Origin of the sequence: Ancylobacter moscoviensis (genome assembly GCF_007559435.1) — a bacterium.
GTDB classification, from domain to species: Bacteria; Pseudomonadota; Alphaproteobacteria; order Rhizobiales; family Xanthobacteraceae; genus Ancylobacter; species Ancylobacter moscoviensis.
Map to the genome: position 1 here is coordinate 459150 of NZ_VMBP01000003.1, position 25376 is coordinate 484525.

A 25376-nucleotide genomic window follows, 5' to 3' on the forward strand; every position below is an offset into this window, starting at 1 on the left:
CGCCGGCCTTCCCGCCGGCGCAACGGAAAGGGCGGCACGCGAGGCGCCGCCCTTCGTTGTGATCAGTTGTCGAAGCCGACCTTGTCGACGAGGTCGGCCGCCGCCTTGCGGTACTGGCCGATCTTGGCGAGATCCAGATTGTCGATCTTCAGCGGGCCGAAGGCGGCGATGATCGGATCGACCGGCGAGCCGGCCACCACCGGATATTCGAAGTTCGCCTTGGCATAGACGTCCTGTGCCTCGTGCGAGACCAGGAATTCCAGCAGCTTCACGGCGTTGTCGCGGTTCGGCGCGTTCTTGGCGAGCGAGGCGCCGGAGATGTTCACATTGGTGCCGCCGCCCTCGAAGGTCGGCAGGATGACGTTGATCGCCTCGGCCCACTTTTCCTGCTCGGGGCCGCCCTTGCCGGAGCGCATCAGGCCCACATAGTAGGAATTGGCGACGCCGAGATCGCAGATGCCGCCGAGGATGTCGCGGGCGTTCTCGCGGTCGCCGCCAGCCGGCTTGCGCGCGAGATTGGCCTTCACGCCCTTCAGCCATTCCTCGGCCTTCGCCTCGCCGTGGTGGGCGATGTAGGCGGCGATCAGCGCGGTGTTGTAGGGGTGCTTGCCCGAGCGGATACAGATCTTGCCCTTCCATTCCGGCTTGGCGAGATCCTCATAGGTGATGGCGTCAAGCTTCACCCGGTCCTTCGAGGCATAGACGACGCGCGCGCGCATGGAGACGGCGAACCAGTCGCCGGTCGGGCCACGCAGATTGGCGGGGATCGCCTTCTCCAGCACGTCGGACTTCAGCGGCTGGGTCACGCCCTGATCGACCAGATCGAGCAGGTTGCCGATATCGACGGTCATCAACACATCGGCCGGCGAGGCCGCGCCCTCGGCCTTCACCCGCTCGGCAAGGCCATCCTTGACGAACACGCTGTTGACCTTGACGCCGGTCTTCTCGGTGAAGGCGTCGAACACCGGCTTCGCGAGGCCGGGCTCGCGGGTGGTGTAGACGTTGACGACCTCCTCCGCCGAAGCCGCGAGCGGCGCGAAGGCAAGACCGACGGCAAGAAAACCGCCAAGCGCGAGGCGGCGAGTGACGGCGTTCGGCGTTCTGATGGTCATTGGCGTCTCCTGCGTGCAGTCGCCCCGCCGGACCGGCCGGAAGCGGGATTGACGTAAGGTGCGCGCAGGCGGTAGCCGAGGGCTATGGGACGGTCAATGAAAAGCTACGTTAGATCAATAACTTAGAATAAGTCTAATGCAAATGTAGTGAGCCAGGATTGGAGAGGTGCCGAAACACTTCCCCGGTTCGCACGAAAAAGGCCGGTCGCTGGGACCGGCCTCCGTCTTGTCCGCGCAGGTGCGTAACGCTCAGTCCAGGCCGCCAATGTGGTGCTGGGCGTAGAGCTGCAGGCCGAGATTGGCGATCAGGTCGAGCTGGGTCTCAAGGAAGTCGATGTGCCCTTCCTCGTCCGCCATCAGTTCCTTGAACAGGTCGCGGCTCGGATAGTCCTGCACGGAATCGCAGTAGGTCGCGGCTTCCTGATAGAGCGCGCGGGCCTCGATCTCGGCCGCGAGGTCGCACTCGATGACTTCCTTCACGTCCTGGCCGATGCGCAGCGGATCGAGCACCTGCAGGTTCGGCAGGCCTTCGAGGAAGAGGATACGGTCGATGAAACGATCCGCGTGCTGCATCTCCTCGATGGACTCGGCACGCCACTTGGCCGCGAGCTTCTTGTAGCCCCAGTTGTCCAGCATGCGATAATGCAGCCAGTACTGGTTGATCGCGGTGAGCTCCGACCGGACGCCGCGGTTGAGATATTCGATGACTTTGGGATCGCCCTTCATGGCAGCGCCTCTCTTTTCTTGAGCATGCGCTACCTGTTTAGAAAAATTCTAATAAATAGGCAACCGACTCGTGCACCCTTCCCCCGCATACGCCATGCCGGGAAAGCGGCGGCCCTTACTCCGCCGCGACAATAAGTGCGGAAAGATCGTTGGCGTGAGCAGTGTGCGTATGGCCTGCATGATCCTGCAGGGCGTAGTCATGCGCGGCATGGGAATGCGTCGAGACCGGGCAATCCAGCGGGCAGCCGCCACAGTTCGAGGCGTTCACGTCGTCGATGAGCTTGCGGATGGTGCGCGCGCAGCGACCGCACTGGGCGCTGCAGCCGAGACAGCGGTAGACCTGCCCGACCGTCCGGACAGCCGCCTCCGTTTCCGTCACCGCGCTGCGGATCTGACGGTCGGAAAGCACATTGCACGAGCAGACAATCATCGAGAGGCAGAACCGAAGTGATCAGCCTTTTAGAATTATTCTAAAAATGGCTCTCTGCTTCTTTTTCGCGCTATTCCTCGACGCCGTCAATCGGCAAATGCCGATCTATCGATTGCGTGATGCGATCTGGCAAGTCTTCGTCGATCCAATTTTTAGACGTTCCAGATTAGGCGTCACCGCTCAACTCTTTTCCACTTTCGAACGGCACTAAACTGGGGGCCTCAAGACCCCGCGCCGGCCCGATCGGGTCGCCCGCCAGACGGGCATAGAGCAGGTGATCCTGCCACAGGCCGTTGATGCACAGATACTCCCGCCCATAGCCTTCACGCCGAAAACCGGCGCCTTCCAGCAAACGGATCGACGGCGTGTTGTGCGGCAGGCAGGCCGCCTCGATGCGGCGCAGGCCGAGCGTCGTATGGGCGAAAGGCAGGAGCGTGCGCACTGCCGCGCCCATGAAGCCCTTGCCGGCATGGGGCGCACCCATCCAGTAGCCCAGGCTGGCCGTCTGGGTGACGCCGCGCCGGACATTGGAAAGCGACACGCCGCCGAGCAGGGTCCGGTCGGCGGCGCTGAAGACGAGGAAGGGATAGGCGATGTCCTCGCGCACGTCCCGCGCATAGCGGCGCATGCGGCGTCGGAACGAGCCGCGCGTGAGATCGTAGGGCGGCCAGGTCGGCTCCCACGGCGTCAGGAAAGGCCGGCTCTGCTCGCGCAGCGCGGACCATGCCGCGAAATCCGACATCTGCGGCATGCGCAGCAGCACGCGCTCGCCTTCGATGAGCATCGGCGGCTCATGCCAGGAAACCGTGCGGAACAGGGCCATGCGTGATGCCGTAAGGCGGATTATGCTGCCGACAGACGTTCCGCGATGCGCGCCGCCGTTTCAAGAGATTTTCCCGGGCCTAGGGCCGTAAAGGTCGGAAGCCCCCGCCCCACGAGGGCCCGGCCGGCCGCCTTGGCGTCATTGAGGGTGACCGCCTCGACCTTGGCGACGATCTCCTCCAGCGGGATCGGCCGGCCAAAGGCCAGCATCTGGCGGGCCAGCTGGTCGGCCCGGGCACCGGAGCTTTCCAGCGCCGCCAGCAGCCCCACCTTGGCCTGCGCCTTGGCGCGGGCCAGTTCGCCCTCGCTCAGCGTCTCGATCGTCGTCTCGATCTGGTCCACCACCACATCGACGAGTTCGTCCACGTCGCCGCCATCCGTGCCGGCATAGACGCCGAACAGGCCGGTGTCGGCATAGCCCCAGTGGAAGGAGTAGACCGCGTAGCACAGGCCCCGCGCCTCGCGAACCTCCTGGAACAGTCGCGAGGACATCCCGCCGCCGAGGATGTTGGTGAACACCTGCAGGGCGTGAATGGCCGGATCGCGGTAGGACAAGCCCGGCAGGCCGATCAGGATGTGCGCCTGTTCGAGGTCACGGCCGCCGCCGATTTCCGTTCCACCCTGATAGCGCGCCGGCGCCGGGGCTGGCTTGTCCGCGGCAGCGAAGCCGGAGAAGCGCTTGGCCACTTCCTCCACCACCGCCTCATGCTCGACCGCGCCGGCGGCGGCGACGATCATCTTCGGTGCCCGGTAGTTGCGCGCGAGATAGGCGCGTAGCCGGTCCGGCCCGAAGGAGCGCACCGTCTCGGGCGTGCCGAGGATCGAGCGCCCGATCGGCTGGCCGGGGAAGGCCCGCTCCTGAAACAGATCGAAGACAAGGTCGTCCGGCGTGTCGAGCGCGGCGCCGATCTCCTGCACGATCACATTGTGCTCGCGCGCCAGTTCCTCGGGGTCGAAGGCCGGCTCGGTGAGGATGTCCGACAGCACGTCGAGAGCGAGCGGCACGTCCTCGCCGAGCACCCGCGCATTGTAGGTCGTGTGCTCGACGCTGGTGGCGGCGTTGATGTCGCCGCCGACCGCCTCGATCTCCTCGGCGATAGCGCGGGCGGAGCGGCGCTTCGTGCCTTTGAATGCCATGTGTTCGAGCAGGTGTGAGATTCCGTGCTCATCGGGCTCCTCGTCGCGCGCCCCGGCCCCGGCCCAGATGCCGAGGGAGGCGGTGGCGAGATGGGGCATCGCGTCGGTGACGACGGTCACGCCGCTATCGAGCCGCGTGATGCGCGGGCCCGGCGCGTCGTCCCGGCTCACGCGACATTCTCCGCCGCGCGGGCATGCCTGGCGATATAGGCCTCGATCGCCGAAATGTCGTTGGGCAGGGTCGGGGTGCGCTCCGGGAGCTCCATGAGGTCGGCGAGATGGGGCGGCAGCGCCGGGCGCTCGCCGCAGGCCCGCTCCACCGCGTCGGGGAACTTGGCGGGATGGGCGGTCGCCAACACCACCTGCGGCACATGCGGATCGTGCTTGATGCGCTCGGCGACGGAAACAGCAACGGCCGTGTGCGGGTCGAGCAGGTAGCCGGCCTCGCGGCGCACCCGTGCGATGGTCTCGGCGGTCTGCGCCTCGTCGGTGCGACCGCCGTCGAAATCGGCGCGGATCGCCTCAAGCGCCCGGTTCGATGGTGAGAAGGCGCCCGACTGGTTGAGCGACGCCATCAGCCCGCGCAGCGCCCCGGCGTCCCGGTCCAGCGCCTCGAACAGCACGCGCTCGAAGTTCGAGGAGACCTGGATGTCCATGGACGGCGAGGAGGACGGCACCACGCCCGTCACCTCGTAACGCCCGGAATTCAGCGTGCGGACGAGGATGTCGTTCACATTGGTGGCGATGGTGAGCTTCGAGACCGGCAGGCCCATGCGCTTGGCGACGAAGCCGGCGAGCACGTCGCCGAAATTGCCCGTCGGCACCACGAAGGAAACCGGGCGATGAGGGGAGCCGAGGGCGGCGCCGGCGACGAAATAGTAGACGACCTGTGCGACGATGCGGGCCCAGTTGATGGAATTGACGCCCGCGAGTTGCAGGCGGTCGCGGAAGGCGTGGTTGTTGAACATCGCCTTCACATGCGCCTGGCAGTCGTCGAACGTGCCCTCGACCGCGATGGCGTGGACGTTCGCGTCCGGCACCGTCGTCATCTGGCGGCGCTGCACCTCGGAGACGCGGCCGGCGGGATAGAGGATGAACACATCGGTGCGGGCACGGCTGCGGAACGCCTCGATGGCCGCGCTGCCGGTGTCGCCGGAGGTGGCGCCGACGATCGTGGCGCGCTGCTCCCGCTCGACCAGAACATGGTCCATCATGCGGCCGAGAAGCTGCATCGCCACGTCCTTGAAGGCGAGCGTCGGGCCGTGGAAAAGCTCCAGCACGAAACGGTTCGGGGCGATCTGCACCAGCGGCGTGGTGGCGGGATGACGGAAGCTGGCATAGGCCTCCTCCAGCATCGGGCGCAGCACCTCGGGCGTGAACACCGCGTCGACGAAGGGCGCGATCACCCGCCCCGCCACCTCGGCATAGGAATGGCCGGCGAGCCGGGCGATCTCCTGCGGCGCCAGGGCCGGGAAGGTCTCGGGCACGTAGAGGCCGCCGTCGCGCGCGAGGCCGGCGAGAAGGGCGTCGGAGAAGGCGAGCACGGGAGCCTCGCCGCGGGTCGAGATGTAGCGCACACGCGCCTCCGCTGGAAAAGTCGGCGGCAAACTAGTGGCGGGGCCGGCCGGAGGCAAGCAATCGGTGGCGCCGCGTGCAGTTTGGGTAGCAGCGCGTATCGCAACGGTAGCAAGCGGGTAGCAAAAACCGTAGCGCAAGGGCGCCATGGGAGTAGCGCGCAGTAGCACCGTGTAGCGCTTCAGCGGCGCAGGCGCGACCACACGAAAGCGGCGAAGACGGCAAGCAGCGTCGCCGCCAGCCCGTACCAGGTCAGCGCGTATTCGAGATGGCGGTTGGAGAAATTGACCCGCGTCAGCCCGCCGACCGGCAAGCCGCCGGGATTGGGCGCCGCGTCGGCGTCGATGAGGAAGGGCGCCGTGCGCAGGAGGCCCTTCGCCCCGGCGATGGCCAGCGGATCGCGCACGAACCAGCTGTCCTTCGCCGGATCGTTGCCGGGGGTGAAGGGGCCGGCATCCTCGGGCATGCGCAGCAGGCCGGTGACGGTGACGAGACCGTCCACCTGCCCTTCCGCCCGGCTCGACGGCGCCCGCCGGTCGAGCGGCACGAAACCGCGATTGACGAGGATGGTCGAGCCATCCGCCATCACCAGCGGCGTGACCACCCAGTAGCCCGGCCCGCCGGAGCCGTCCGGCGCGGAATCGACCAGTGCATAGACCTGCACTTCCAGATCATGCCGGAAGCGCCCCTGCGCGGTGACATGGCGGTATTCGTCCTGCTCGTAGCCGACCTGCGGCCATTCCGCCTCGACCGGCACCGGCTGGGCCGGTTCATGCACGCGCGCCTGCACCTTGGCGATGAGATCTTCCTTCCAGGCGAGGCGCTGCATCTGCCAGGTGCCGAGGCCGACCAGCACGCCGAAGACGGCGAGCACGACCAGCGCCGCCGGCAGCAGCTTGCGCCATGCCGGCCGGGACTGCCGGGAAGCGCCGGCGACCGGGGACGCGGGAGAAGGGGTCACGAGCCGCCCTTGTCGAGACGCCCAGGCTCGGCCTTCTTGGCGTATTGCAGGGCAATCATCGTGGCCTTGAGCGGCCGCAGCAGGCCGAGCGTCGAGATGAGCACCAGCGGCGTCCACAGCAGCGCGTGAAGCCACAGCGGCGGCGCCCAGGTGAGCTCCACCCAGAGCGCGAGGCCGACGACCAGAGAGCCCGCCGCCAGGATGATGAAGACGACCGGGCCGTCGCCGGAATCATCGAAGCTGTAGTCGAGGCCGCACTTGTCGCAGGACGGCGCGACGGTGAGGAAGCCGTTGAACAGGCGGCCGCGGCCGCAGCGCGGGCAGCTGCAGGTGAGCCCCGCCGCGTAGGGCGAGACACCGGTGTGGAAGGGCTGAAGATCCATGAGCGGCTTCTACTCCCATTCGCCCGCGGCTGGAAATCCGGGGGATGACCGATGCCGCATATCTGATGCCGGCTCGCCTTTGAACGAAAAAGGCGGCTGCCGAATGAAAAAGGGGCGGCCGGAAGCCGCCCCTTCGATCTGCTGTCGTGCCGGCCTCAGTGCGGAGCGCCCGCGCTGCCCCACACATAGATGAAGGTGAAGAGGAACAGCCACACGACGTCGACGAAGTGCCAATACCAGGCCGCCGCCTCGAAGCCGAAATGATGGGTCGGCGTGAAGTGGCCGGCATAGAGCCGCCCGAGGCACACGGCGAGGAAGATGGTGCCGACGATGACGTGGAAGCCGTGGAAGCCGGTCGCCATGAAGAAGGTGGCGCCGTAGATGTTGCCCGAGAAGGCGAACTCCGCGTGGCTGTACTCGAAGCCCTGCAGGATCGAGAACAGGACGCCGAGGATCACGGTGAGCCACAGGCCCCACTTGGCGCTCTCGCGGTCGCCATGGACCAGCGCGTGGTGCGCCCAGGTCAGCGTGGTGCCGGAGGTCAGCAGGATCAGCGTGTTCAGCAGCGGCAGGTGCCACGGGTTGAAGGTCTCGATGCCCTTCGGCGGCCAGACGCCCCCGGTGAACTCGGCGCGGGTGTAGTTGATCGCTTCGCCGGAATAGAGCGAGGCGTCGAAGAAGGCCCAGAACCAGGCGACGAAGAACATCACCTCGGAGGCGATGAACAGGATCATGCCGTAGCGCAGGTGAAGCTGCACCACCGGGGTGTGGGCGTGCTCGTGCTCACCCTCGCGGATGATGTCCCGCCACCACACGATCATGGTGTAGACGACGCCGATGAAACCGGCCGCCATCACCAGGGCGGTGAGCTGGCCATGCATCCAGAACACGGCGCCCGCCGCGAGGACGAAGGCGAAAACCGAAATGACGAACGGCCACGGGCTCGGTTCGACGAGGTGGTAATCGTGCTGCTTGGCGTGGGCTTCAGCGTGGGCTTGGGCCATGGGTCGCGCTCTCCGTTCCGTCTATTTCTCTAGCGGGCCGTCACCGCGGCCGCAATGTGGCGTTCCGCCCGTCTACAAGGGTGCCTTTCCGTCCTTCGCCTTGCCGGCAGCGACAGGCGTCGCCTTGGGGAAGAAGGTGTAGGAAAGGGTGATGGTCTTGACGCCCTTCATCTCCGGATCCTCGACGAAGGCGGGATCGACGAAGAAGACGACGGGCATGTCGAGCGTCTCGCCCGGCTGCAGGGTCTGCTCCTCGAAGCAGAAGCACTGCATCTTGGCGAAGTGGTAGCCGGACTGGGCCGGCGCCACGTTGTAGGTCGCGGTCGCCGTCACCGGCTCGCTGCTGCGGTTGGTGGCCTTGTAGAAGGCGAGCTTGGTCTCGCCCACGCGCACCGTCACCGAGCGCTGCTCCGGCTCGAAGGACCAGGCGAGGCCCGGGGCGACATTGGCGTCGAAGCGGATCTCCACCTCGCGGTCGAGCGCCTTCTCCGGCGCCGCCGCGGCCACCTTGGTCGCCCCGCCGAAGCCGGTGACCTGGCAGAACATCTGGTAGAGCGGCACGGCGGCATAGGAGGCGCCGACCATGGTCGCGACGAAGGCGGCGCAGCTGAGCGCCACCACGCGATGACGGCGGGCCGGGCGCGGGACCGACGCGGGCGTCGTTTCGGGGCGGGGGTCGGGAGCGTTTGCCATCACACCCTCACAACGGCCGGATGAGCACGGCGGGGCCGAGCTTCACGATGGTGACGACATAGAACAGCACGCACAGCGCCGCGAGCGTCAGCGCGATCGCGACGGAGCGGGCGCGGCGGCGGCGCTTCTGCTCCTCGGTGAGCACGACGCCCTCGATCTCGGGAGCCGGGGTCTGCGGCTTCGGCGCCTGTAGCTTCGGCGTCTGCGGCGTCTTGTTCTCGTCGGCCATGGTCACCCTCGCCAGCATGCGCTCACAGCCCCAGACCGGCCGGCGCCACCGCTTCCACGAGCAGGACGGCGAAGAGCAGGAAGAGATAGAGGATCGAGAAGCCGAAGAGCCGGCGCGCGGCCTGCTCGGCCGGCGCGCCCTCGCGGCGGCGATAGACCTGCACGGCGAGCAGGAGCATGAGCCCGCCGGCGATGCCCGACACCACGCCATAGGCGAGCCCGGCCATGCCCAGGAAGAAGGGCGACATGGCGAGCGGCACCAGGATGAGCGTGTAGAGCAGGATCTGGCGGCGCGTCTCGGCGGTGCCGGACACCACGGGCAGCATCGGCACGCCGGCGCGCGCGTAGTCGCCGGACTTGTAGAGCGCCAGCGCCCAGAAGTGCGGCGGGGTCCAGAAGAAGATGATGAGGAAGAGCAGGATGCTCTCCAGCCCGATGCCGCCCGAGGCGGCCGCCCAGCCCACCATGGGCGGGAAGGCGCCGGCGGCGCCGCCGATGACGATGTTCTGCGGCGTCGAGCGCTTCAGCCACATCGTGTAGACGACGGCGTAGAAGAAGATGGTGAAGGCGAGCAGCGCGGCCGAAAGCTCGTTGACCAGCAGGCCGAGCACCAGCACCGAGCCGACCGAGAGCGTCAGGCCGAAGGCCAGCGCCTCGCCGGGGGTGACGTGGCCGGCGGGGATCGGGCGGCGCTTCGTGCGGCTCATCACCGCGTCGATGTCGGCGTCCCACCACATGTTGAGCGCGCCCGACGCGCCCGCGCCGATGGCGATGCACAGCAGCGCGGTGAAGGCGATGACGGGATGCACTTCGCCCGGCGCGCGCACGATGCCGACCAGCGCGGTGAAGATCACCAGCGACATGACGCGCGGCTTGAGCAGCGCGATGTAGTCCGACACGGAGGCATAGGACGGCGCGTCGAGCGGACGCGGCTCGGTCTGGCTCAGGTCGTATTCGCGCGAGGCGACGTCGCTCATCAACTCACTCCGGCATCGGGCCGGGGCCGCGGCCCTGGCGATGCGTCCGTTCCCGGCGGGGCGCGCTCGCTGGCGCGCATGGCGCGGGGCGGCCGCCGGTCCTGCGGGAGGCGGCCGAAGCGGCGCGCCCTCCCCTTTTCATGCGACCGGCGCGACCGAAATCGCGCCGGGTCTTTCCCTCACGCCGTCCGGTCGATCACTTGATCTTGGGCAGGACGTCGAAGTGGTGGAAGGGCGGCGGGGAGCTCAGCGTCCACTCCAGCGTGGTCGCACCCTCGCCCCACGGATTGGCGCCGGCCGGCACCTTGTTGGCGAACATGCGCCAGATGCCGAACAGGAACACCAGCACCGCGAAGCCGGAGATGTAGGAACCGATCGAGGAGACGAAGTTCCAGCCGGCGAAGGCGTCCGGATAGTCCGCGTAGCGGCGCGGCATGCCGGCGAGGCCGAGGAAGTGCTGCGGGAAGAACACCAGGTTCACGCCGATGAAGGTGAGCCAGAAGTGAATCTTGCCGATGGTCTCGCTGTACATGTAGCCGAACATCTTCGGCGCCCAGTAGTACCAGCCGGCGAAGATCGCGAACACGGCGCCCAGCGACAGCACGTAGTGGAAGTGCGCCACCACGTAATAGGTGTCGTGCAGCGAGCGGTCGATGCCGGCGTTGGAGAGCACGACGCCGGTGACGCCGCCGACGGTGAACAGGAAGATGAACCCGATCGCCCACAGCATCGGCACGCGCATCGAGATCGAGCCGCCCCACATCGTCGCGATCCAGGAGAAGATCTTGATGCCGGTGGGCACCGCGATGATCATCGTGGCGGCGACGAAATAGGCCTGCGTCGAGGAGGACAGGCCGACCGTGTACATGTGGTGCGCCCACACGACGAAGCCGACCACGCCGATCGCGACCATCGCGTAGGCCATGCCGAGATAGCCGAAGATCGGCTTGCGCGAGAAGGTCGACACGATGTGCGAGATGATGCCGAAGCCCGGCAGGATGAGGATGTACACCTCGGGGTGGCCGAAGAACCAGAACAGGTGCTGGAACAGGATCGGATCACCGCCGCCGGCCGGGTCGAAGAAGGTGGTGCCGAAGTTGCGGTCCGTCAGCAGCATGGTGATGGCGCCCGCCAGGACCGGCAGCGACAGCAGCAGCAGGAAGGCGGTCACGAGCTGGGACCAGGCGAAGAGCGGCATCTTGTGCAGCGTCATGCCGGGGGCGCGCATGTTCAGGATCGTCGTGATCAGGTTGATCGCGCCGAGGATCGAGGACGCGCCCGACAGATGCAGCGCCAGGATCAGCAGGTCCATCGCCGGGCCGGGATGGCCGAGCTTGGAGGAGAGCGGCGGATAGATCGTCCAGCCGCCGCCGAAGCCGGTGGAGCCGGCCGCGCCCTCGACGAAGAGCGACATGATCGCCAGCGCGAAGGAAGGCGGCAGCAGCCAGAAGGCCACGTTGTTGATGCGCGGGAAGGCGGTGTCCGGCGCGCCGATCATCAGCGGCACGAAATAGTTGCCGTAGCCGCCGATCATCGCCGGCATCACCATGAAGAAGATCATGATGAGGCCGTGGCCGGTGGTGAACACGTTGAAGGTCTGCGGATCGGCGAAGATCTGCATCCCCGGCTCCTGCAGCTCCATGCGGATGCCGATGGACAGGATGCCGCCCACGATCCCCGCCACGATGGCGAAGATCAGGTACATCAGGCCGATGTCCTTGTTGTTGGTCGAGTAGACCCAGCGCTTCCAACCCGTCGGATCGCCCGCGTGACCGGCTGCGTTTGCCATAGAACCGTCCCTCATTCGCGCGCTCTCGCGCGCTTCGAAACTCTAAATCGCGGTATCGGCGCGCCTCAGCGCGCCGAGATGGCCACCCCGGCGGCCGGCTCGATCTGCGCGACCTGCGGCGCAGGCGCGTCAACCGCCGCGAACTTCTGCTTGGCCTCCTCGACCCAGCTGGCGAAATCCGCCTCGCTCACGACGCGGATCGCGATCGGCATGAACGCGTGGTCCTTGCCGCAGAGTTCCGAGCACTGACCATAATACACCCCCTCCTTCGTCGCCTGGAACCAGCTCTCGTTCAGGCGGCCCGGCAGGGCGTCGATCTTCACGCCGAAGGACGGCAGGGCGAAGGAATGGATGACGTCGGCGGCGGTGACCTGGATGCGGATCACCTTGTTGACCGGCACCACGACCTCGTTGTCGACCGCCAGCAGACGCGGCTGGCCGGGCTGCAGGTCGGCGGTCTGCACCATCATGCTGTCGAAGGCGAAGGCGCCGTTATCGGGATACTCGTAGGACCAGTACCACTGGTGGCCCGTCACCTTCACGGTGAGGTCCGCCTTCGGCAGGTCGAGCTGCAGGAAGAGCAGACGGAACGAGGGAATCGCGATCGCCACGAGGATCAGCACCGGCACGACCGTCCACACCACCTCGATGAGGGTGTTGTGCGTCGTCCGCGAAGGCACCGGATTGGCCTTCTCGTTGAACTTCACCATCACGACGATCAGCAGCACCAGCACCAGCAGGACGACGGCGACGATGATCACCAGAAGGAAGAAGTGGAAGGAGTGAATGCTCTCCATCACCGGAGAGGCCGCCCCCTGAAGATTGATCTGCCACGGCGACGGCTGTCCCGTGCCGGCCAGCGCGGCCCCCGTGCCAAGCAGCACCAGCAGGCCGAAGACCGCTCCGGCAAAGCCGGCGGCCATACGCGCCGTGTTGCGGATCCACGATTTCATCGCGAACGTCACTCCCATTCAACTCCCCGCGACCCGGTAACGGCGATGGCGATCGCGTGTCGGGCCAGTGGCATTTGATCTTCATCAAACACAAAAAGGACACCTGAGCAACGCACCGGAGCCCCCCTGCTCCTGCGACATGACGTCGGGTGCCTGGAACTGTTCTACCTGCAAGGCGAGCCCCGGCGCCGCATTCTTGACATCGCGCTCGGGCGTTGTACCCGCTCCTGCCTGACGGCGTCGGCGGGGATACGGCGACGATTCGCCTTGTCCCCGGCTGGCGATTCTTTAGAAGACATACCGGACGACATTTTCAGGAGAGAGCCATGCCCGGCCTCGCGGCACTCCGTTCAGCCTTTTTTGCGGTGCTTGCCGTCGCAGCCCTTCTGGCCACCGCCGACCATGCGTCGGCCCAGGGTGTCGTGCGCTCGGTGCACGGCGAATGGCAGATACGCTGCGACACGCCGCCCGGAGCGCAGGCCGAACAGTGCGTGCTGTTGCAGAGCGTGCAGGCGGACGACCGCCCGAATGTCGGCCTCACCGTCATCGTGCTGAAGACCATCGACCAGAAGAGCCGCCTGCTGCGCGTGCTCGCCCCGCTCGGCGTGCTGCTGCCCTCCGGCCTCGGGCTGAAGATCGACAACGTCGATGTCGGCCGCGCCGGCTTCGTGCGTTGCGTGCCCAATGGCTGCGTCGCCGAGGTGGTGATGGACGACAAGCTGATCGGCCAGATGCGCACCGGCCAGAACGCCACCTTCATCGTCTTCCAGACGCCGGAGGAAGGCATCGGCATCCCGCTCAGCCTCAAGGGCTTCGGCGAAGGCTTCGACGCGCTTCCGTGAGGAGGCGCAGGTGCCCCCCGCCCCCTCCGACACACCCCCTCCCGCTCCGCCGCGCCTCGTCATCTTCGACATGGACGACGTGCTGCTGCGCTACGACGTCGACGCGCGGCGCGCCGCCATCGGCGCGATGGCGGGGCTTACGGTCGCCGATGTCGAGCGGCTGATCTGGACCAGCGGGATCGAGGAGGCCTCCGATGTCGGGGCGCTGATGCCCGACGCCTATCTCTCCGCCATCGCCGGGGCGATCGGCATCCCCTTCGGTCGCGCCGAATGGCTGCGCACGCGCGCCCTCGCCATGACGCTCGACATGGAGGTGCTGGGGCTGGTGGCGCAGGTGCGCGCCCGCGTGCCCATCGCGCTGCTGACCAATAACGGCCACATCATGAAGGAGCATTTCGACGTGCTGGTGCCGGGGCTGCGCGCGCTGTTCGGCCCGGCCATGCACGTCGCCGCCGAGTTCGGCAGCAAGAAGCCCGACCCCGCCATATATAAAGGCCTCGCCGCGCTCTACGGCGTCGACCCGGCCGACGCGGTGATGATCGACGACAAGAGCGCCAATGTGGAAGGCGCCATCGCCGCCGGGCTGAGGGCGCACTGCTTCCGCGACGTGGACGAGCTGCGCGGCTTCCTGCGGGAGCTGGGGCTGCTCCCCATATAATAAAGTGTCCCTGCCGATTGCCGTTCCCCGCGTGAGGTCCGCCGGCCATGCCCGAGCTTCCTGAAGTCGAGACCGTCCGGCGCGGCCTCGCCCCGGTCATGGAGGACCGGCGCATCCTCGCCGCCGTCGCCCGCCGCCCGGACCTGCGCTGGCCGCTGCCCGAGCGCTTCGCCGAGCGGCTGACCGGCCGACGCATCCTGCGCCTCGGCCGGCGCGCCAAATACCTGCTGGCCGACCTCGACGCCGGCGCCGAGGGGACGCCCGAGGTGCTGGTGATGCATCTGGGCATGTCCGGCTCGTTCCGCATCGAACCCGACGCGGGCATCCCGCAGACGCCGGGCGACTTCGTCATGGCGCGCTCCAAGGCCGCCGCTCACGACCATGTCGTCTTCCGCCTCGAGGGCGGCGTCGAGGTGATCTACAACGATCCGCGCCGCTTCGGCGCCATGCTGCTGGTGCCGCGCGCCGCTCTCGATGAACATCCGCTGTTCCGCGACATCGGCCCCGAGCCGCTCGGCGGCGGCTTCGACGCGCAGAGCCTGGCGCGGGAGCTGGCCGGACGGCGCGCCCCGCTGAAGGCGGCGCTGCTCGACCAGAAGGTCGTGGCCGGGCTCGGCAACATCTATGTGTGCGAGGCACTGCACCGCGCCGGCCTCTCTCCCGAGCGGCCGGCGGCGAGCCTCGTCACCGCCGCCGGCAAGCCGACCGCCGCCGCGCGCCGTCTGGTCGAGACCATCCGGCTGGTGCTGGAGGAGGCCATCGCCGCCGGCGGCTCGACGCTGCGCGACCACGCGCAGGTGGACGGCACGCTCGGCTATTTCCAGCACACCTTCCGCGCCTATGACCGCGAGGGCGAGGCCTGCCTGAACCCCGGCTGCCGGGGCACCATCGCCCGGCTTGTGCAGAGCGGGCGCTCGACCTTTTATTGTGCCGCCTGTCAGCGCTAGCCTGCCGCTCTGCGGTAGCCTGCCGCCGACACCCCATGCCACGCGAGAGGAGACGCCGCGCCATGGCCTATGACAACATTCTCGTCGAGACCAACGGGCGCGTCGGCGTCATCACCCTCAACCGCCCGAAGGCGCTGAACGCGCTGAACGGGGAACTGATCGCCGAACTCGGCCGGGCGCTCGACGCCTTCGAGGCGGATGCCGGCATCGGCTGCATCATCCTCACCGGCTCCGAGCGCGCCTTCGCCGCCGGCGCCGACATCAAGGAAATGCAGCCGCTGGCCTTCCCGGCGACCTACACGGACGACTTCATCACCAGCTGGGAGCGGCTGTCGCGCTGCCGCAAGCCGGTGGTCGCGGCGGTGGCGGGCTATGCGCTCGGCGGCGGCTGCGAGATCGCCATGATGTGCGACATCATCCTCGCCGCCGACAATGCCCGCTTCGGGCAGCCGGAGATCCAGCTCGGCATCCTGCCGGGGGCCGGCGGCTCGCAGCGCCTCACCCGCGCCATCGGCAAGGCCAAGGCGATGGAGATGTGCCTCACCGGGCGCACGCTGACCGCCGAGGAGGCCGACCGCTACGGCCTGGTCTCGCGGGTGGTGCCGCTGGCTGAGCTGCGTGCCGAGGCGATGAAGGTCGCCGAGACCATCGCCGGCCTCTCCCTCCCCTCGGTGATGATGGCCAAGGAGAGCGTCAACCGCGCCTTCGAGACGACGCTCGCCGAGGGCATCCGATTCGAGCGCCGGCTGTTCCAGGCGCTGTTCGCCACCGCCGACCAGAAGGAAGGCATGGCCGCCTTCGCCGAGAAGCGGGGCGCCTCGTTTCAGAACCGGTAAGGTTTGCGCCGTAAGGACGAGGCGCGCGAAACCCCTCCCGTGCAGGGCTGGTGCGCGCCTTTCATATTGACGGCACCGCGCCCTCCGACTATAAGCCCGCCACTCGCGCGGGGCTCCTCCGGGTTGGCTCCGCTTTATCCTTTGCAACCGAATTCCGGGACGAGCGGCGATCGCCGTTTCCTGCGACGACGAAGAGGACGGCCGATGGCCAATACGCCCTCCGCCAAGAAGGCGGCTCGCAAGATCGAGCGCCGCACGGAGATCAACAAGAACCGCCGCTCGCGGATGCGCACCTTCGTCCGCAAGGTCGAGGAAGCCATCGCCGCCGGCGACAAGGACGCCGCCGGCGTCGCGCTGAAGGCCGCCGAGCCGGAAATCATGCGCGCCGCCCAGAAGGGCGTGCTGCACAAGAACACCGCTTCGCGGAAGGTCTCGCGCCTGACGCAGCGCCTCGCCAAGCTCAGCGCCTGAGTTTCGGCGGCCGGTCGCTTCCCTAGCGACACACAACCGCAAGTTTGCAGAAAGCCCGGCCGTCGTGCCGGGCTTTTTGCGTTTGCCACCGCCGAGGCCAGCGCCTCCGGACGGGCGGCGGGAGGCGCGGGGCGGGATGTCATGGAGCCGTCGTGGACGCCGTTGCCCAACTGTCACACGACGTTAACGAACCGGAAGGAACCGGTTAATGACTCCCGCGCAGACTTGACTCTTCCGAACGCACGAAGCAGGCGCAGCAGCTCATACGGAGCCGATTTCGCCGCAATCCGTCGCGCAAAAATATGCAATATATCTCAATACCTTATTCCCCACGCCGGAACCCACCTTCCGAATCGGCACGCCCCACGCCCCGACCGCGCTGCGGGAGGGAAAATTAGCTGCGGAAAGACCCGTCATCCGAGCCCGCTGAATCTTGCAAGTGACTCAGAGATTTGCCGACTGATGGTTCTTTTTTGGGCGGCCGAATCACCCCGCCTGCGCGCCTCGAACAGCTCTCATCTGCACCAACGGCGTTGCACCGGAGGGGGGGCCTGTGTATGGTGAGTTCATCCGGTTCCGCCGGGCACCTCAGCGAAAAGTTGAGTTTTCGAACTGCTCATTTCACCGTGAGGAGCGCGTCGTGTGCTGTAATCATCACCCGTACTCCTCGGCATTTCGCAATGTTTCTTGCGAAACCACACGTCTCCTCGGGCAACCGGGGAGAACCCACACGTGTAGTGCGTAACAGCGTGCTTATATAGTTGCACTTATAAAAACGAAGACTGTTTAGGGCGGCAAACGAACTTGCCGTAAAGGGGCTGCTATGATGACGCGAACGAACGCGCGCGAGGGTGCGTGCCCAGATTGCATCGCCGATCCCACGGCGAACATGCAGATCTGCCACGATCAATCACCGGACCCTCTGTCAGGCGACGTCTGTTCCGAGCCCCAGGTCTTCTTCGGCAAGCCTCCCGGTTGAGGCTTCCACTCCGGTCGTCTAAGGACATCGCCGAGCGATTGACGGACGGCCTGCTGAAGGCGCGTCAGCCTTTCCATGCGCATTGAAGGGTGCCCGACCCCGATGGCCGCGCAAGCCATCGCTGCGGTGTCGTCCCCCTTCGTGCTTTCCCAACAACCGCACAAGAAACGCGGAGCGATCATGTTCAAATCCGATGGCATCGAACCCTCAGGCCAGGGCCCGTTTTCCGGCGCGGCCGCACGAGCCGGAGCCCGGGCAGGTTTGGACGCCGATGCCCGTGGGGCCTGGGACCGCGTTCGCCGGCGCCTGCGCGCCGAGATCGGCGAAGAGGTCTATTCGAGCTGGTTCCCGCGCCTCGAACTGGACGGCATCCATGACGGCACGGTGCGGCTCTCCGTGCCCACGCGCTTCCTGAAGACCTGGATCCAGCAGCACTATATCGAGCGCCTCGCCTCGCTCTGGCAGGAAGAGGCCTCGGCCGACCGCGTCGAGCTGATCGTGCGCACCGCCGTGCTGCGCGCGCCCGGCAGCGCGCCGGCGACCATCCGCACCGTGACGCCGGCCGTCGCGACCCGCGCCCCCGCCGCCGAGCCGGCGAACGCGTCCGCCGCGGTCACCGCCAATTCGGCCGAGGTCTCGAACGGCTCGCCGCTCGACCCGCGCCTGACCTTCGCGACCTATCGGCTGGGCGACTCCAACCGCCTCGCCCATGCGGCGGCGCAGAAGGTGGCGGACGCGGCGGTCGGCAGTGGGCCGGTGTTCAACCCGCTCTATCTCCATGCCGCCGTCGGCCTCGGCAAGACGCACCTCCTGCAGGCCATCGCCGCCGCCGGCGCCGACAAGGGCCGCCGCGTCGTCTACCTCACCGCCGAGCGCTTCATGTACGGCTTCGTCGCCGCGCTGAAGAGCCAGTCGGCGCTCGCCTTCAAGGAGCAGCTGCGCGGCATCGACACGCTGGTGATCGACGACCTGCAGTTCCTGCAGGGCAAGAGCGTGCAGCAGGAATTCTGCCACACGCTCAACGCGCTGATGGATTCCGGCCGTCAGGTGGTGATCGCCGCCGACCGTCCGCCGGCGGAACTCGACGCGCTGGAAGAGCGCGTGCGCTCGCGCCTTGCCGGCGGGCTGGTGGTGGAGATCGCCCCGCTCGACGAGGAACTGAAGCTGGAGATACTCTCGGCCCGCGTCGCCATGCTCGCCCAGCAGCATCCCGGCTTCACCGTGCCGCCGGACGTGCTGAACTTCATCGCCCGTAATTGCGGCCAGAACGGCCGCGACCTCGACGGCGCGCTGAACCGCCTGCTGGCGCACAACCAACTCACCTCCCGCGCCATCACGCTGGAAATGGCCGAGACCGCCGTGCGCGACCTCGTGCGCTCCAGCGAGCCCAAGCGCGTGCGCGTCGACGACATCCTGCGCATCGTCGCCAAGCACTACAATGTCAGCCGTGCCGACATCCTTTCGCAGCGCCGCACCGCCAATGTGGTGAAGCCGCGCCAGATCGCGATGTACCTCGCCAAGACGCTGACCCTGCGCTCGCTGCCGGAGATCGGCCGGCGCTTCGGCGGGCGCGACCACACCACCGTGCTGCACGCCGTGCGCAAGATCGACGGGCTGGTGGGCACCGACCGCGTGCTGGCCGAAGAGGTCGAGACGCTGAAGCGACTGGTGAACGACGAGTGAGAAGGGGCGCCGCGCGCCGGCGCCCATCGGAGCGAGCGCCGGGCGAGGCCGCATTGCGGGCCGCCGGGCGCTTTCCCCGTCATTCCCGCAGATTTCCCCACCAATTCAGCGCTTCCACAGGGAGCGCCGCTTGCCTTGGCACGCCGCTGACGGCAATGTCGACGCCCCCGGCGGCGCGCCCGCGCCGTCCGCCCGGGGCGCATGGCCGGGCGAGCCCAGCCAGCCGCGCCCCGTGCGCGTTCCTTTTCTCGTAAAGCCACGGGTGTCGCGGCCATGAAGGTCACCGTCGAGCGGGCCGAGTTGCTCAAGTCTCTGGCCCACGTTCATCGTGTCGTCGAGCGGCGCAACACCATTCCGATCCTCGCCAACGTGCTGATGCGCACCGATGCGCGCGGCCTCGCGCTGCGCGCCACCGACCTCGACATCGAGATCGTCGAGACGATCCCGGCCGAGGTGGGCCAGGAAGGCGCCACCACCGTGCCGGCGCACACCATCTACGACATCGTCCGCAAGCTCCCCGAGGGCTCGCAGGTGCAGATCGAGACCTCCGGCGACCGCGGCACGCTGACCGTGCGCGCCGGCCGCTCGCGCTTCGCGCTGCAGACCCTGCCCGAGACCGAGTTCCCGGACCTCGCCGCCGGCGAGATGACGCACAGTTTCACCCTGCCGGCCGGCGAGCTGAAGCGGCTCGTCGACAAGACGCAGTTCGCCATCTCGACCGAAGAGACCCGCTATTATCTGAACGGCATCTACCTGCACGTCGCCGACGCCGGCGGCCCGGTGCTGCGCGCGGTGGCGACCGACGGCCACCGCCTGGCGCAGGCGCAGACGACGGCGCCCGCCGGCGCCACCGGCATGCCCGGCGTGATCGTGCCGCGCAAGGCGGTCGCCGAGATCCAGCGCCTCGCCGAGGACGCCGACGCCGAAGTGACGGTGGAGCTTTCCAGCTCCAAGATCCGCATCTCGCTCGACCGCGTGGTGCTGACCTCCAAGCTGATCGACGGCACCTTCCCGGATTATGGCCGCGTGATCCCGCTCGGCAACGACAAGACGCTGGTGGTGGACAAGGCCGACTTCGCCTCGGCCGTCGACCGCGTGTCGACCGTGGCGAGCGAGCGCGGCCGGGCGGTGAAGCTCTCCATCGCCGACGGCAAGCTGACCCTCTCCGTCACCAACCCGGATTCGGGCAGCGCGACCGAGGAGATCGAGGTCGAGTATGCCGCCGAGCCGATCGATATCGGCTTCAACAGCCGCTATTTGCTCGACATCACCTCGCAGATCGAAGGCGGCACGGCCGAGCTGAAGCTCGCCGATCCGGGCTCCCCCACCCTGGTGCAGGACCCGGACAAGCGCGGCGCGCTCTACGTGCTGATGCCGATGCGCGTGTGAGCCCCCGCACGACCCCGCCCGCCCGCATCACCCGCCTGCGACTGACGGATTTCCGCAGCTACCATGTCGCGGAGCTGCGGGCCGGTGCCGGGCCGGTGGTGCTGACCGGCCCCAACGGCGCCGGCAAGACCAACCTCCTCGAAGCCATCTCGCTGCTTGCGCCGGGGCGCGGGCTGCGGCGCGCCTCGCTCGACCAGTTCGCCGCGCGCGGGCCGGACGGGACGCCGGCGGCCGGATGGGCGGTCTCGGCGGTGGTCGAGGGCGCCTATGGCGAGGTCACGCTCGGCACCGGCGTCGAGCCCGACGGCGAGGCCCGCACGCGCCGCTGCCGCGTCGACGGCGAGCCGGTGGGCTCCGCCGCCGCCTTCGCCGACCATGTGCGGGTGACATGGCTGACGCCGGACATGGACGGGCTGTTCCTCGGCCCGCCTTCCGAACGCCGCCGCTTTCTCGACCGGCTGGTGCTGGCGGTGGACGCCGAGCACGGCGCGCGGGTGAACGCGCTGGAGCGGGCGCTGCGGGCGCGCAACCGGCTGCTGGAAGAGCCCTCCACCGATCCGCGCTATCTCGACGCCGTCGAGCAGGAACTGGCGGCGCTGGCCGTGGCGGTGGCGGCGGCGCGGCTGGAAACCGTGCGGCGCCTCGCCGCCGGCATCGCGAAGGGGCGCGAGGCCGCCCCCGACAACGCCTCCCCCTTTCCCTGGGCGACGGTGGCGCTGGAGGGCGAGGTGGAGCGGGCGCTGGGGCGCGAGCCGGCGACCGTGGTCGAGGACCAGTACCGCGCCACGCTGCGCGCCGCGCGTCCCCGCGATCGCGCCGCCGGCCGCACGCTGGACGGCCCGCACCTCACCGACCTGATCGTCGGCCACGGCCCCAAGGCGATTTCGGCTGCGCAGGGCTCGACGGGCGAGCAGAAGGCGCTGCTGATCGGCCTCGCCCTCGCCCATGCACGCCTCGTCGGCGAGATGGCCGGCATGGCGCCGGTGATGCTGCTCGACGACGTCGTCGCCTATCTCGACCCCGCCCGCCGGGCCGCGCTGTTCGAGGCGCTCGACGCGCTGGGCGGGCAGGTGTGGATGACCGGCGCCGACCCTTCCGCCTTCGCCGCGCTGGACGCGCGGGCCGAACGCTTCGCGGTGACGCCGGGGCGTGTCGAGGCGATGCCCCCGGATGCGCGATAGGCCGCGCGGCGTGCCCTGCATACGGCGCGGAATCTTGAATTCCGCGCCCCGAAGGCGTATCTGAGGGGCCTCGCGCGCGTACGTACGCGTGTGAACAGCCGTGCACGCAAGTGCGCACGCACGTTAGGGCATCATGGCCGTCATCGACCTCCTCATCTTCGCCGCCGCGCTGGCGCTGGCCGCCGCCTCCCCCGGACCGAGCGTGATCGCGATCATCGCGCGGACGCTGGTGCGCGGACGCGAGGGCGCGGCGCCGCTGGTCGCCGGCATCGTGCTGGGCGACATGGTGTGGCTGGCGGCCGCGGCACTGGGCCTGGCGGCGCTGGCGGCGGCGCTGGGCTCGCTGTTCTTCCTCGTGCGGCTCGCGGCGGCCGGCTATCTCGTCCATCTCGCCTGGAAGCTCTGGACGGCACAGGCGCAGATCGGCGAGGCCGTGCAGATCCGCGAGACGGATTCCCGCTTCGGCCTGTTCCTCACCGGGCTCGGCATGACGCTCGGCAACCCCAAGGCGATGGCCTTCTATCTCGCTTTGCTGCCGACCATCGTCGACCTCAACCGCCTGACCGTGCTCGGCTTCGCCGAGCTTTCGGGCATCATCGCCGTGGTGCTGGCGCTGGTGTTCAGCACCTATGTGGCGCTGGCGCACCGGGCCCGGCACTTCGTCGGCAGCGCGCGCGGCGTGCGGCTGGTGAACCGGGCCTGCGGCACCGCCATGGCGGGCGCGGCGGTTCTGGTGGCCACGAAATAACCGCGCGATTGCGCTATAAATCTCTGTCAATTCAAACGATTCGTAGAGCTGATATCCATGGCCGAACCCGACAACGCCGCCGCCCCGTCCTCGAATGGAGAGGATTATGGCGCGCAGTCGATCCAGGTGCTCCGCGGCCTCGACGCCGTGCGCAAGCGCCCGGGCATGTATATCGGCGACACCGATGACGGCTCCGGCCTGCACCACATGGTCTACGAGGTGGTGGACAACGCCATCGACGAGGCGCTGGCGGGCTATGCCGACGAGGTGACGGTGACGCTCAACGCCGAGGGCTCGGTCACCGTGACCGACAACGGCCGCGGCATCCCGACCGACATCCACCCGGAAGAGGGCGTGTCCGCAGCCGAGGTCATCATGACCCAGCTGCATGCCGGCGGTAAGTTCAACCAGAACTCCTACAAGGTCTCCGGCGGCCTGCACGGCGTCGGCGTCTCGGTGGTGAACGCGCTGTCCACCACGCTCGACCTGACCATCTGGCGCAACGGGCTGGAGCACCACATCCGCTTCCGCCACGGCGACGCCGAGGCGCCGCTGGCGGTGAAGGGCCCGGCGCCTGAGGGCCGGCGCGGCACCATGGTCACCTTCGTGCCGAGCCCCGCGACCTTCACCCATATCGAATTCGACTACGCCACGCTGGAGCACCGGCTGCGCGAGCTCGCCTTCCTGAACTCGGGCGTGCGCATCGTGCTGACCGACGCGCGCCATGCCGAGGTGAAGCGCGAGGAGATGATGTATGAGGGCGGCGTCGAGGCCTTCGTGCAGTATCTCGACCGCTCCAAGCAGGCGCTGCTGCCCAAGCCGATCGTGATCCGCGCCGAGAAGGACGGCATCAGCGTCGAATGCGCGATGTCGTGGAACGACAGCTACCACGAGAACGTGCTGTGCTTCACCAACAACATCCCGCAGCGCGACCGCGGCACCCACTTCACCGGCTTCGCCGCCGCGCTGACGCGGCAGGTGATCGGCTATTCCGAGCGCTCGGGCATCGCCAAGAAGGAGAAGGTCGAGCCCACCGGCGAGGACTGCCGCGAGGGCCTGACCGCCGTGCTCTCGGTGAAGGTGCCGGACCCGAAATTCTCCTCGCAGACCAAGGACAAGCTGGTCTCCTCCGAGGTGCGCCCGGTGGTCGAGGCGCTCGTCAACGAGGCGCTCGGCGCCTGGCTGGAAGAGCACCCCGCCGAGGGCAAGTCGCTGGTGACCAAGGTGGTGGAAGCCGCCGCCGCCCGCGAGGCCGCGCGCAAGGCGCGTGAACTCACCCGCCGCAAGAACCCGCTCGACGTCGCCTCCCTGCCCGGCAAGCTCGCCGACTGCCAGGAACGCGACCCGGCCAAGTCCGAGCTGTTCATCGTCGAGGGCGACTCGGCCGGCGGCTCGGCCAAGATGGGCCGCAACCGCGCCTTCCAGGCGATCCTGCCGCTGCGCGGCAAGATCCTGAACGTGGAGCGCGCGCGCTTCGACAAGATGCTGTCCTCCGAGATGATCGGCACGCTGATCACCGCGCTCGGCACCGGCATCGGCCGCGACGACTTCAACGTCGACAAGCTGCGCTACCACAAGATCATCATCATGACGGACGCGGACGTGGACGGCTCCCATATCCGCACACTTCTGCTGACCTTCTTCTTCCGGCAGATGCCGGAACTTCTGGATCGCGGGCACGTCTATATCGCCCAGCCGCCGCTCTACAAGGTCTCGCGCGGCAAGTCCGAGCAGTATCTGAAGGACGAGCGCTCGCTCGAGGACTACCTGATCAACCAGGGCCTCGAGGACGCTTCGCTGCTGCTCACCTCCGGCGAGGTGCGCGCCGGCGGCGACCTGCGCCACGCGCTGGAGGCCGCCCGTACCTTCCGCCACGTGATGAACGTGCTGCACCCGCGCTACAACCGCGCCGTGGTCGAGCAGGCCGCCATCGCCGGCGCCTTCGCCCCCGGCCTGCTGCTCGACGAGGAGCGGGCCGCCGCGACCGCCACGGCCATCGCCGGGCGGCTCGACACCATCGCCGATGACACCGAGCGCGGCTGGACCGGCACGGCGGACGGCGCCGGCTTCACCTTCACCCGCACGGTGCGCGGCGTGAAGGAAGTGGCGGTGCTCGACGCCACCTTCGTCGGCTCGGCCGAGGCGCGCCGCCTCGACACGCTCGCCGCCGAACTTCAGGAAGTGCACGCCGAGCCGGCCACGCTGCGCCGCAAGGGCGCCGACACGGTGGTCTACGGCCCGATGGACCTGTTCGACGCGGTGACCGACGCCGGCCGCAAGGGCATCGCGCTGCAGCGCTACAAAGGCCTCGGCGAGATGAACGCCGAGCAGCTGTGGGAGACGACGCTCGACGTCAACGCCCGCTCGCTGCTGCAGGTGAAGGTGAAGGAGGTCGCCGATGCCGACGACCTGTTCAACCGCCTGATGGGCGACGTGGTGGAGCCCCGCCGCGAGTTCATCCAGGACAACGCGCTGCGGGCGAGCGTGGACGTCTGACCGAAAGATCGTCGCCGTCCTGCGGCGAGAGCCGAGGTCGTCTGCGGCGAACTCCCTCTTCCCGTGGAGGAGAGGGTTGGGGTGAGGGGCGTCGATGCTCCGCAAGCGTGCGCCCCCCTCACCCGCCGCTGCGCGGCGACCTCTCCCCGGTGGGGAGAGGTTAAGAGCGGCTCCCGGGGCACGCCCCTCGGTGAATATCCTGATCGGGTGGTCTTGCGCTCATCCGTTTCCCCATCCCGTCGACGTCATGGGTGGCCGGGCCCAGGCCCGGGGCCCCTGGGGGCGGTCTTTTCGCGGCCCGCCCCCCCCGCACCACCGCACAGCCCCGGTCGGGCCCGCGCACCCCCGCTTCCCCG

24 protein-coding genes are annotated in these 25376 nt (G+C 68.2%); 10 read left to right on the forward strand and 14 right to left on the reverse strand.

All coding sequences use genetic code 11. From position 1 onward, the window contains the following. Nucleotides 1-62 precede the first annotated feature (62 nt). From FO470_RS12245 to coxB, 14 genes are all read right to left on the reverse strand, one after another. Entirely contained in the window at nucleotides 63-1112 is a 1050-nt protein-coding gene (locus FO470_RS12245) for a Fe(3+) ABC transporter substrate-binding protein (protein WP_144343226.1), read from the reverse strand. A gap of 249 nt (nucleotides 1113-1361) precedes the next feature. After that, nucleotides 1362-1838: a bacterioferritin gene (gene bfr / locus FO470_RS12250; RefSeq protein ID WP_144343227.1), complete on the reverse strand. Its 477-nt coding sequence runs from the start codon at nucleotides 1836-1838 to the stop codon at nucleotides 1362-1364. Nucleotides 1839-1953: 115 nt separating this feature from the next. Next, on the reverse strand, nucleotides 1954-2268 hold the full coding sequence (locus FO470_RS12255) for a (2Fe-2S)-binding protein (RefSeq protein WP_144343228.1): 315 nt from the start codon (nucleotides 2266-2268) through the stop codon (nucleotides 1954-1956). A gap of 166 nt (nucleotides 2269-2434) precedes the next feature. Beyond that, nucleotides 2435-3091: a GNAT family N-acetyltransferase gene (locus FO470_RS12260; RefSeq protein ID WP_144343229.1), complete on the reverse strand. Its 657-nt coding sequence runs from the start codon at nucleotides 3089-3091 to the stop codon at nucleotides 2435-2437. 20 nt (nucleotides 3092-3111) lie between these two features. Next, nucleotides 3112-4398, reverse strand: coding sequence for a M16 family metallopeptidase (locus tag FO470_RS12265; protein ID WP_144343230.1), 1287 nt, complete (start codon nucleotides 4396-4398; stop codon nucleotides 3112-3114). After that, nucleotides 4395-5804 (reverse strand): threonine synthase, encoded by a 1410-nt coding sequence (thrC, locus tag FO470_RS12270; RefSeq protein WP_144343231.1) that lies wholly within the window; start codon nucleotides 5802-5804, stop codon nucleotides 4395-4397. The genes FO470_RS12265 and thrC overlap by 4 nt, the downstream gene beginning before the upstream one ends. A gap of 179 nt (nucleotides 5805-5983) precedes the next feature. Continuing rightward, the gene (locus tag FO470_RS12275; protein ID WP_144343232.1) at nucleotides 5984-6763 is read right to left on the reverse strand and encodes an SURF1 family protein; all 780 of its coding nucleotides are present in this window, start codon (nucleotides 6761-6763) and stop codon (nucleotides 5984-5986) included. Continuing rightward, entirely contained in the window at nucleotides 6760-7146 is a 387-nt protein-coding gene (locus FO470_RS12280; protein ID WP_144343233.1) for a DUF983 domain-containing protein, read from the reverse strand. Before FO470_RS12280 ends, FO470_RS12275 begins: the two co-directional genes overlap by 4 nt. A 155-nt stretch (nucleotides 7147-7301) precedes the next feature. Further along, nucleotides 7302-8150, reverse strand: a complete 849-nt coding sequence (locus FO470_RS12285; RefSeq protein ID WP_144343234.1) for a cytochrome c oxidase subunit 3 — start codon at nucleotides 8148-8150, stop codon at nucleotides 7302-7304. 72 nt (nucleotides 8151-8222) lie between these two features. Further along, on the reverse strand, nucleotides 8223-8843 hold the full coding sequence (locus tag FO470_RS12290) for a cytochrome c oxidase assembly protein (RefSeq protein ID WP_144343235.1): 621 nt from the start codon (nucleotides 8841-8843) through the stop codon (nucleotides 8223-8225). Nucleotides 8844-8850: 7 nt separating this feature from the next. Further along, entirely contained in the window at nucleotides 8851-9072 is a 222-nt protein-coding gene (locus FO470_RS12295; protein ID WP_144343236.1) for a hypothetical protein, read from the reverse strand. A gap of 22 nt (nucleotides 9073-9094) precedes the next feature. Further along, nucleotides 9095-10048: a heme o synthase gene (locus FO470_RS12300; protein WP_144343237.1), complete on the reverse strand. Its 954-nt coding sequence runs from the start codon at nucleotides 10046-10048 to the stop codon at nucleotides 9095-9097. A 196-nt stretch (nucleotides 10049-10244) separates the two neighbouring features. Next, nucleotides 10245-11837 carry a cytochrome c oxidase subunit I gene (gene ctaD, locus FO470_RS12305; protein WP_144343238.1) on the reverse strand — a complete coding sequence of 531 codons (1593 nt, stop codon included), beginning with the start codon at nucleotides 11835-11837 and terminating at the stop codon, nucleotides 10245-10247. 65 nt (nucleotides 11838-11902) lie between these two features. Next, nucleotides 11903-12808, reverse strand: coding sequence for a cytochrome c oxidase subunit II (coxB, locus tag FO470_RS12310; RefSeq protein ID WP_144343239.1), 906 nt, complete (start codon nucleotides 12806-12808; stop codon nucleotides 11903-11905). A gap of 308 nt (nucleotides 12809-13116) precedes the next feature. Between coxB and FO470_RS12315 the strand changes: the two genes are divergently transcribed. The 10 genes from FO470_RS12315 (at nucleotide 13117) to gyrB (ending at nucleotide 25020) form a co-directional block, all read left to right on the forward strand. After that, the gene (locus FO470_RS12315) at nucleotides 13117-13632 is read left to right on the forward strand and encodes an invasion associated locus B family protein (protein WP_144343240.1); all 516 of its coding nucleotides are present in this window, start codon (nucleotides 13117-13119) and stop codon (nucleotides 13630-13632) included. Nucleotides 13633-13642: 10 nt separating this feature from the next. Further along, nucleotides 13643-14290: an HAD-IA family hydrolase gene (locus FO470_RS12320; protein ID WP_246659575.1), complete on the forward strand. Its 648-nt coding sequence runs from the start codon at nucleotides 13643-13645 to the stop codon at nucleotides 14288-14290. Nucleotides 14291-14337: 47 nt separating this feature from the next. Beyond that, on the forward strand, nucleotides 14338-15237 hold the full coding sequence (gene mutM, locus FO470_RS12325; protein ID WP_144343241.1) for a bifunctional DNA-formamidopyrimidine glycosylase/DNA-(apurinic or apyrimidinic site) lyase: 900 nt from the start codon (nucleotides 14338-14340) through the stop codon (nucleotides 15235-15237). A gap of 62 nt (nucleotides 15238-15299) precedes the next feature. Continuing rightward, a complete protein-coding gene (locus FO470_RS12330; protein ID WP_144343242.1) occupies nucleotides 15300-16073 on the forward strand; it encodes an enoyl-CoA hydratase in 774 nt (257 codons plus the stop codon). A 204-nt stretch (nucleotides 16074-16277) separates the two neighbouring features. After that, nucleotides 16278-16544: a 30S ribosomal protein S20 gene (gene rpsT, locus FO470_RS12335; RefSeq protein ID WP_144343243.1), complete on the forward strand. Its 267-nt coding sequence runs from the start codon at nucleotides 16278-16280 to the stop codon at nucleotides 16542-16544. 1240 nt (nucleotides 16545-17784) lie between these two features. After that, nucleotides 17785-19206, forward strand: coding sequence for a chromosomal replication initiator protein DnaA (gene dnaA, locus FO470_RS12340; RefSeq protein WP_144343244.1), 1422 nt, complete (start codon nucleotides 17785-17787; stop codon nucleotides 19204-19206). A 273-nt stretch (nucleotides 19207-19479) separates the two neighbouring features. Beyond that, entirely contained in the window at nucleotides 19480-20595 is a 1116-nt protein-coding gene (gene dnaN, locus FO470_RS12345) for a DNA polymerase III subunit beta (RefSeq protein ID WP_144343245.1), read from the forward strand. Continuing rightward, nucleotides 20592-21776, forward strand: a complete 1185-nt coding sequence (gene recF, locus FO470_RS12350; protein WP_144343246.1) for a DNA replication/repair protein RecF — start codon at nucleotides 20592-20594, stop codon at nucleotides 21774-21776. Before dnaN ends, recF begins: the two co-directional genes overlap by 4 nt. Before the next feature lie 133 nt (nucleotides 21777-21909). Next, nucleotides 21910-22524, forward strand: a complete 615-nt coding sequence (locus FO470_RS12355) for a LysE family translocator (RefSeq protein ID WP_144343247.1) — start codon at nucleotides 21910-21912, stop codon at nucleotides 22522-22524. A gap of 57 nt (nucleotides 22525-22581) precedes the next feature. Next, complete coding sequence (gene gyrB / locus FO470_RS12360; protein ID WP_144343248.1) at nucleotides 22582-25020, forward strand: DNA topoisomerase (ATP-hydrolyzing) subunit B; 2439 nt, start codon at nucleotides 22582-22584, stop codon at nucleotides 25018-25020. The last annotated feature ends 356 nt before the right edge of the window (nucleotides 25021-25376 follow it).

Excerpts from the sequence above, each read along its gene's own strand:
- FO470_RS12245 (WP_144343226.1), bottom strand. The coding sequence starts at position 1,112 with ATGACCATCAGAACGCCGAACGCCGTCACTCGCCGCCTCGCGCTTGGC.
- bfr (WP_144343227.1), bottom strand. The coding sequence starts at position 1,838 with ATGAAGGGCGATCCCAAAGTCATCGAATATCTCAACCGCGGCGTCCGG.
- FO470_RS12255 (WP_144343228.1), bottom strand. The coding sequence starts at position 2,268 with ATGATTGTCTGCTCGTGCAATGTGCTTTCCGACCGTCAGATCCGCAGC.
- FO470_RS12260 (WP_144343229.1), bottom strand. The coding sequence starts at position 3,091 with ATGGCCCTGTTCCGCACGGTTTCCTGGCATGAGCCGCCGATGCTCATC.
- FO470_RS12280 (WP_144343233.1), bottom strand. The coding sequence starts at position 7,146 with ATGGATCTTCAGCCCTTCCACACCGGTGTCTCGCCCTACGCGGCGGGG.
- FO470_RS12285 (WP_144343234.1), bottom strand. The coding sequence starts at position 8,150 with ATGGCCCAAGCCCACGCTGAAGCCCACGCCAAGCAGCACGATTACCAC.
- FO470_RS12290 (WP_144343235.1), bottom strand. The coding sequence starts at position 8,843 with ATGGCAAACGCTCCCGACCCCCGCCCCGAAACGACGCCCGCGTCGGTC.
- FO470_RS12295 (WP_144343236.1), bottom strand. The coding sequence starts at position 9,072 with ATGGCCGACGAGAACAAGACGCCGCAGACGCCGAAGCTACAGGCGCCG.
- FO470_RS12300 (WP_144343237.1), bottom strand. The coding sequence starts at position 10,048 with ATGAGCGACGTCGCCTCGCGCGAATACGACCTGAGCCAGACCGAGCCG.
- ctaD (WP_144343238.1), bottom strand. The coding sequence starts at position 11,837 with ATGGCAAACGCAGCCGGTCACGCGGGCGATCCGACGGGTTGGAAGCGC.
- coxB (WP_144343239.1), bottom strand. The coding sequence starts at position 12,808 with ATGGGAGTGACGTTCGCGATGAAATCGTGGATCCGCAACACGGCGCGT.
- FO470_RS12315 (WP_144343240.1), top strand. The coding sequence starts at position 13,117 with ATGCCCGGCCTCGCGGCACTCCGTTCAGCCTTTTTTGCGGTGCTTGCC.
- mutM (WP_144343241.1), top strand. The coding sequence starts at position 14,338 with ATGCCCGAGCTTCCTGAAGTCGAGACCGTCCGGCGCGGCCTCGCCCCG.
- FO470_RS12330 (WP_144343242.1), top strand. The coding sequence starts at position 15,300 with ATGGCCTATGACAACATTCTCGTCGAGACCAACGGGCGCGTCGGCGTC.
- rpsT (WP_144343243.1), top strand. The coding sequence starts at position 16,278 with ATGGCCAATACGCCCTCCGCCAAGAAGGCGGCTCGCAAGATCGAGCGC.
- dnaN (WP_144343245.1), top strand. The coding sequence starts at position 19,480 with ATGAAGGTCACCGTCGAGCGGGCCGAGTTGCTCAAGTCTCTGGCCCAC.
- FO470_RS12355 (WP_144343247.1), top strand. The coding sequence starts at position 21,910 with ATGGCCGTCATCGACCTCCTCATCTTCGCCGCCGCGCTGGCGCTGGCC.
- gyrB (WP_144343248.1), top strand. The coding sequence starts at position 22,582 with ATGGCCGAACCCGACAACGCCGCCGCCCCGTCCTCGAATGGAGAGGAT.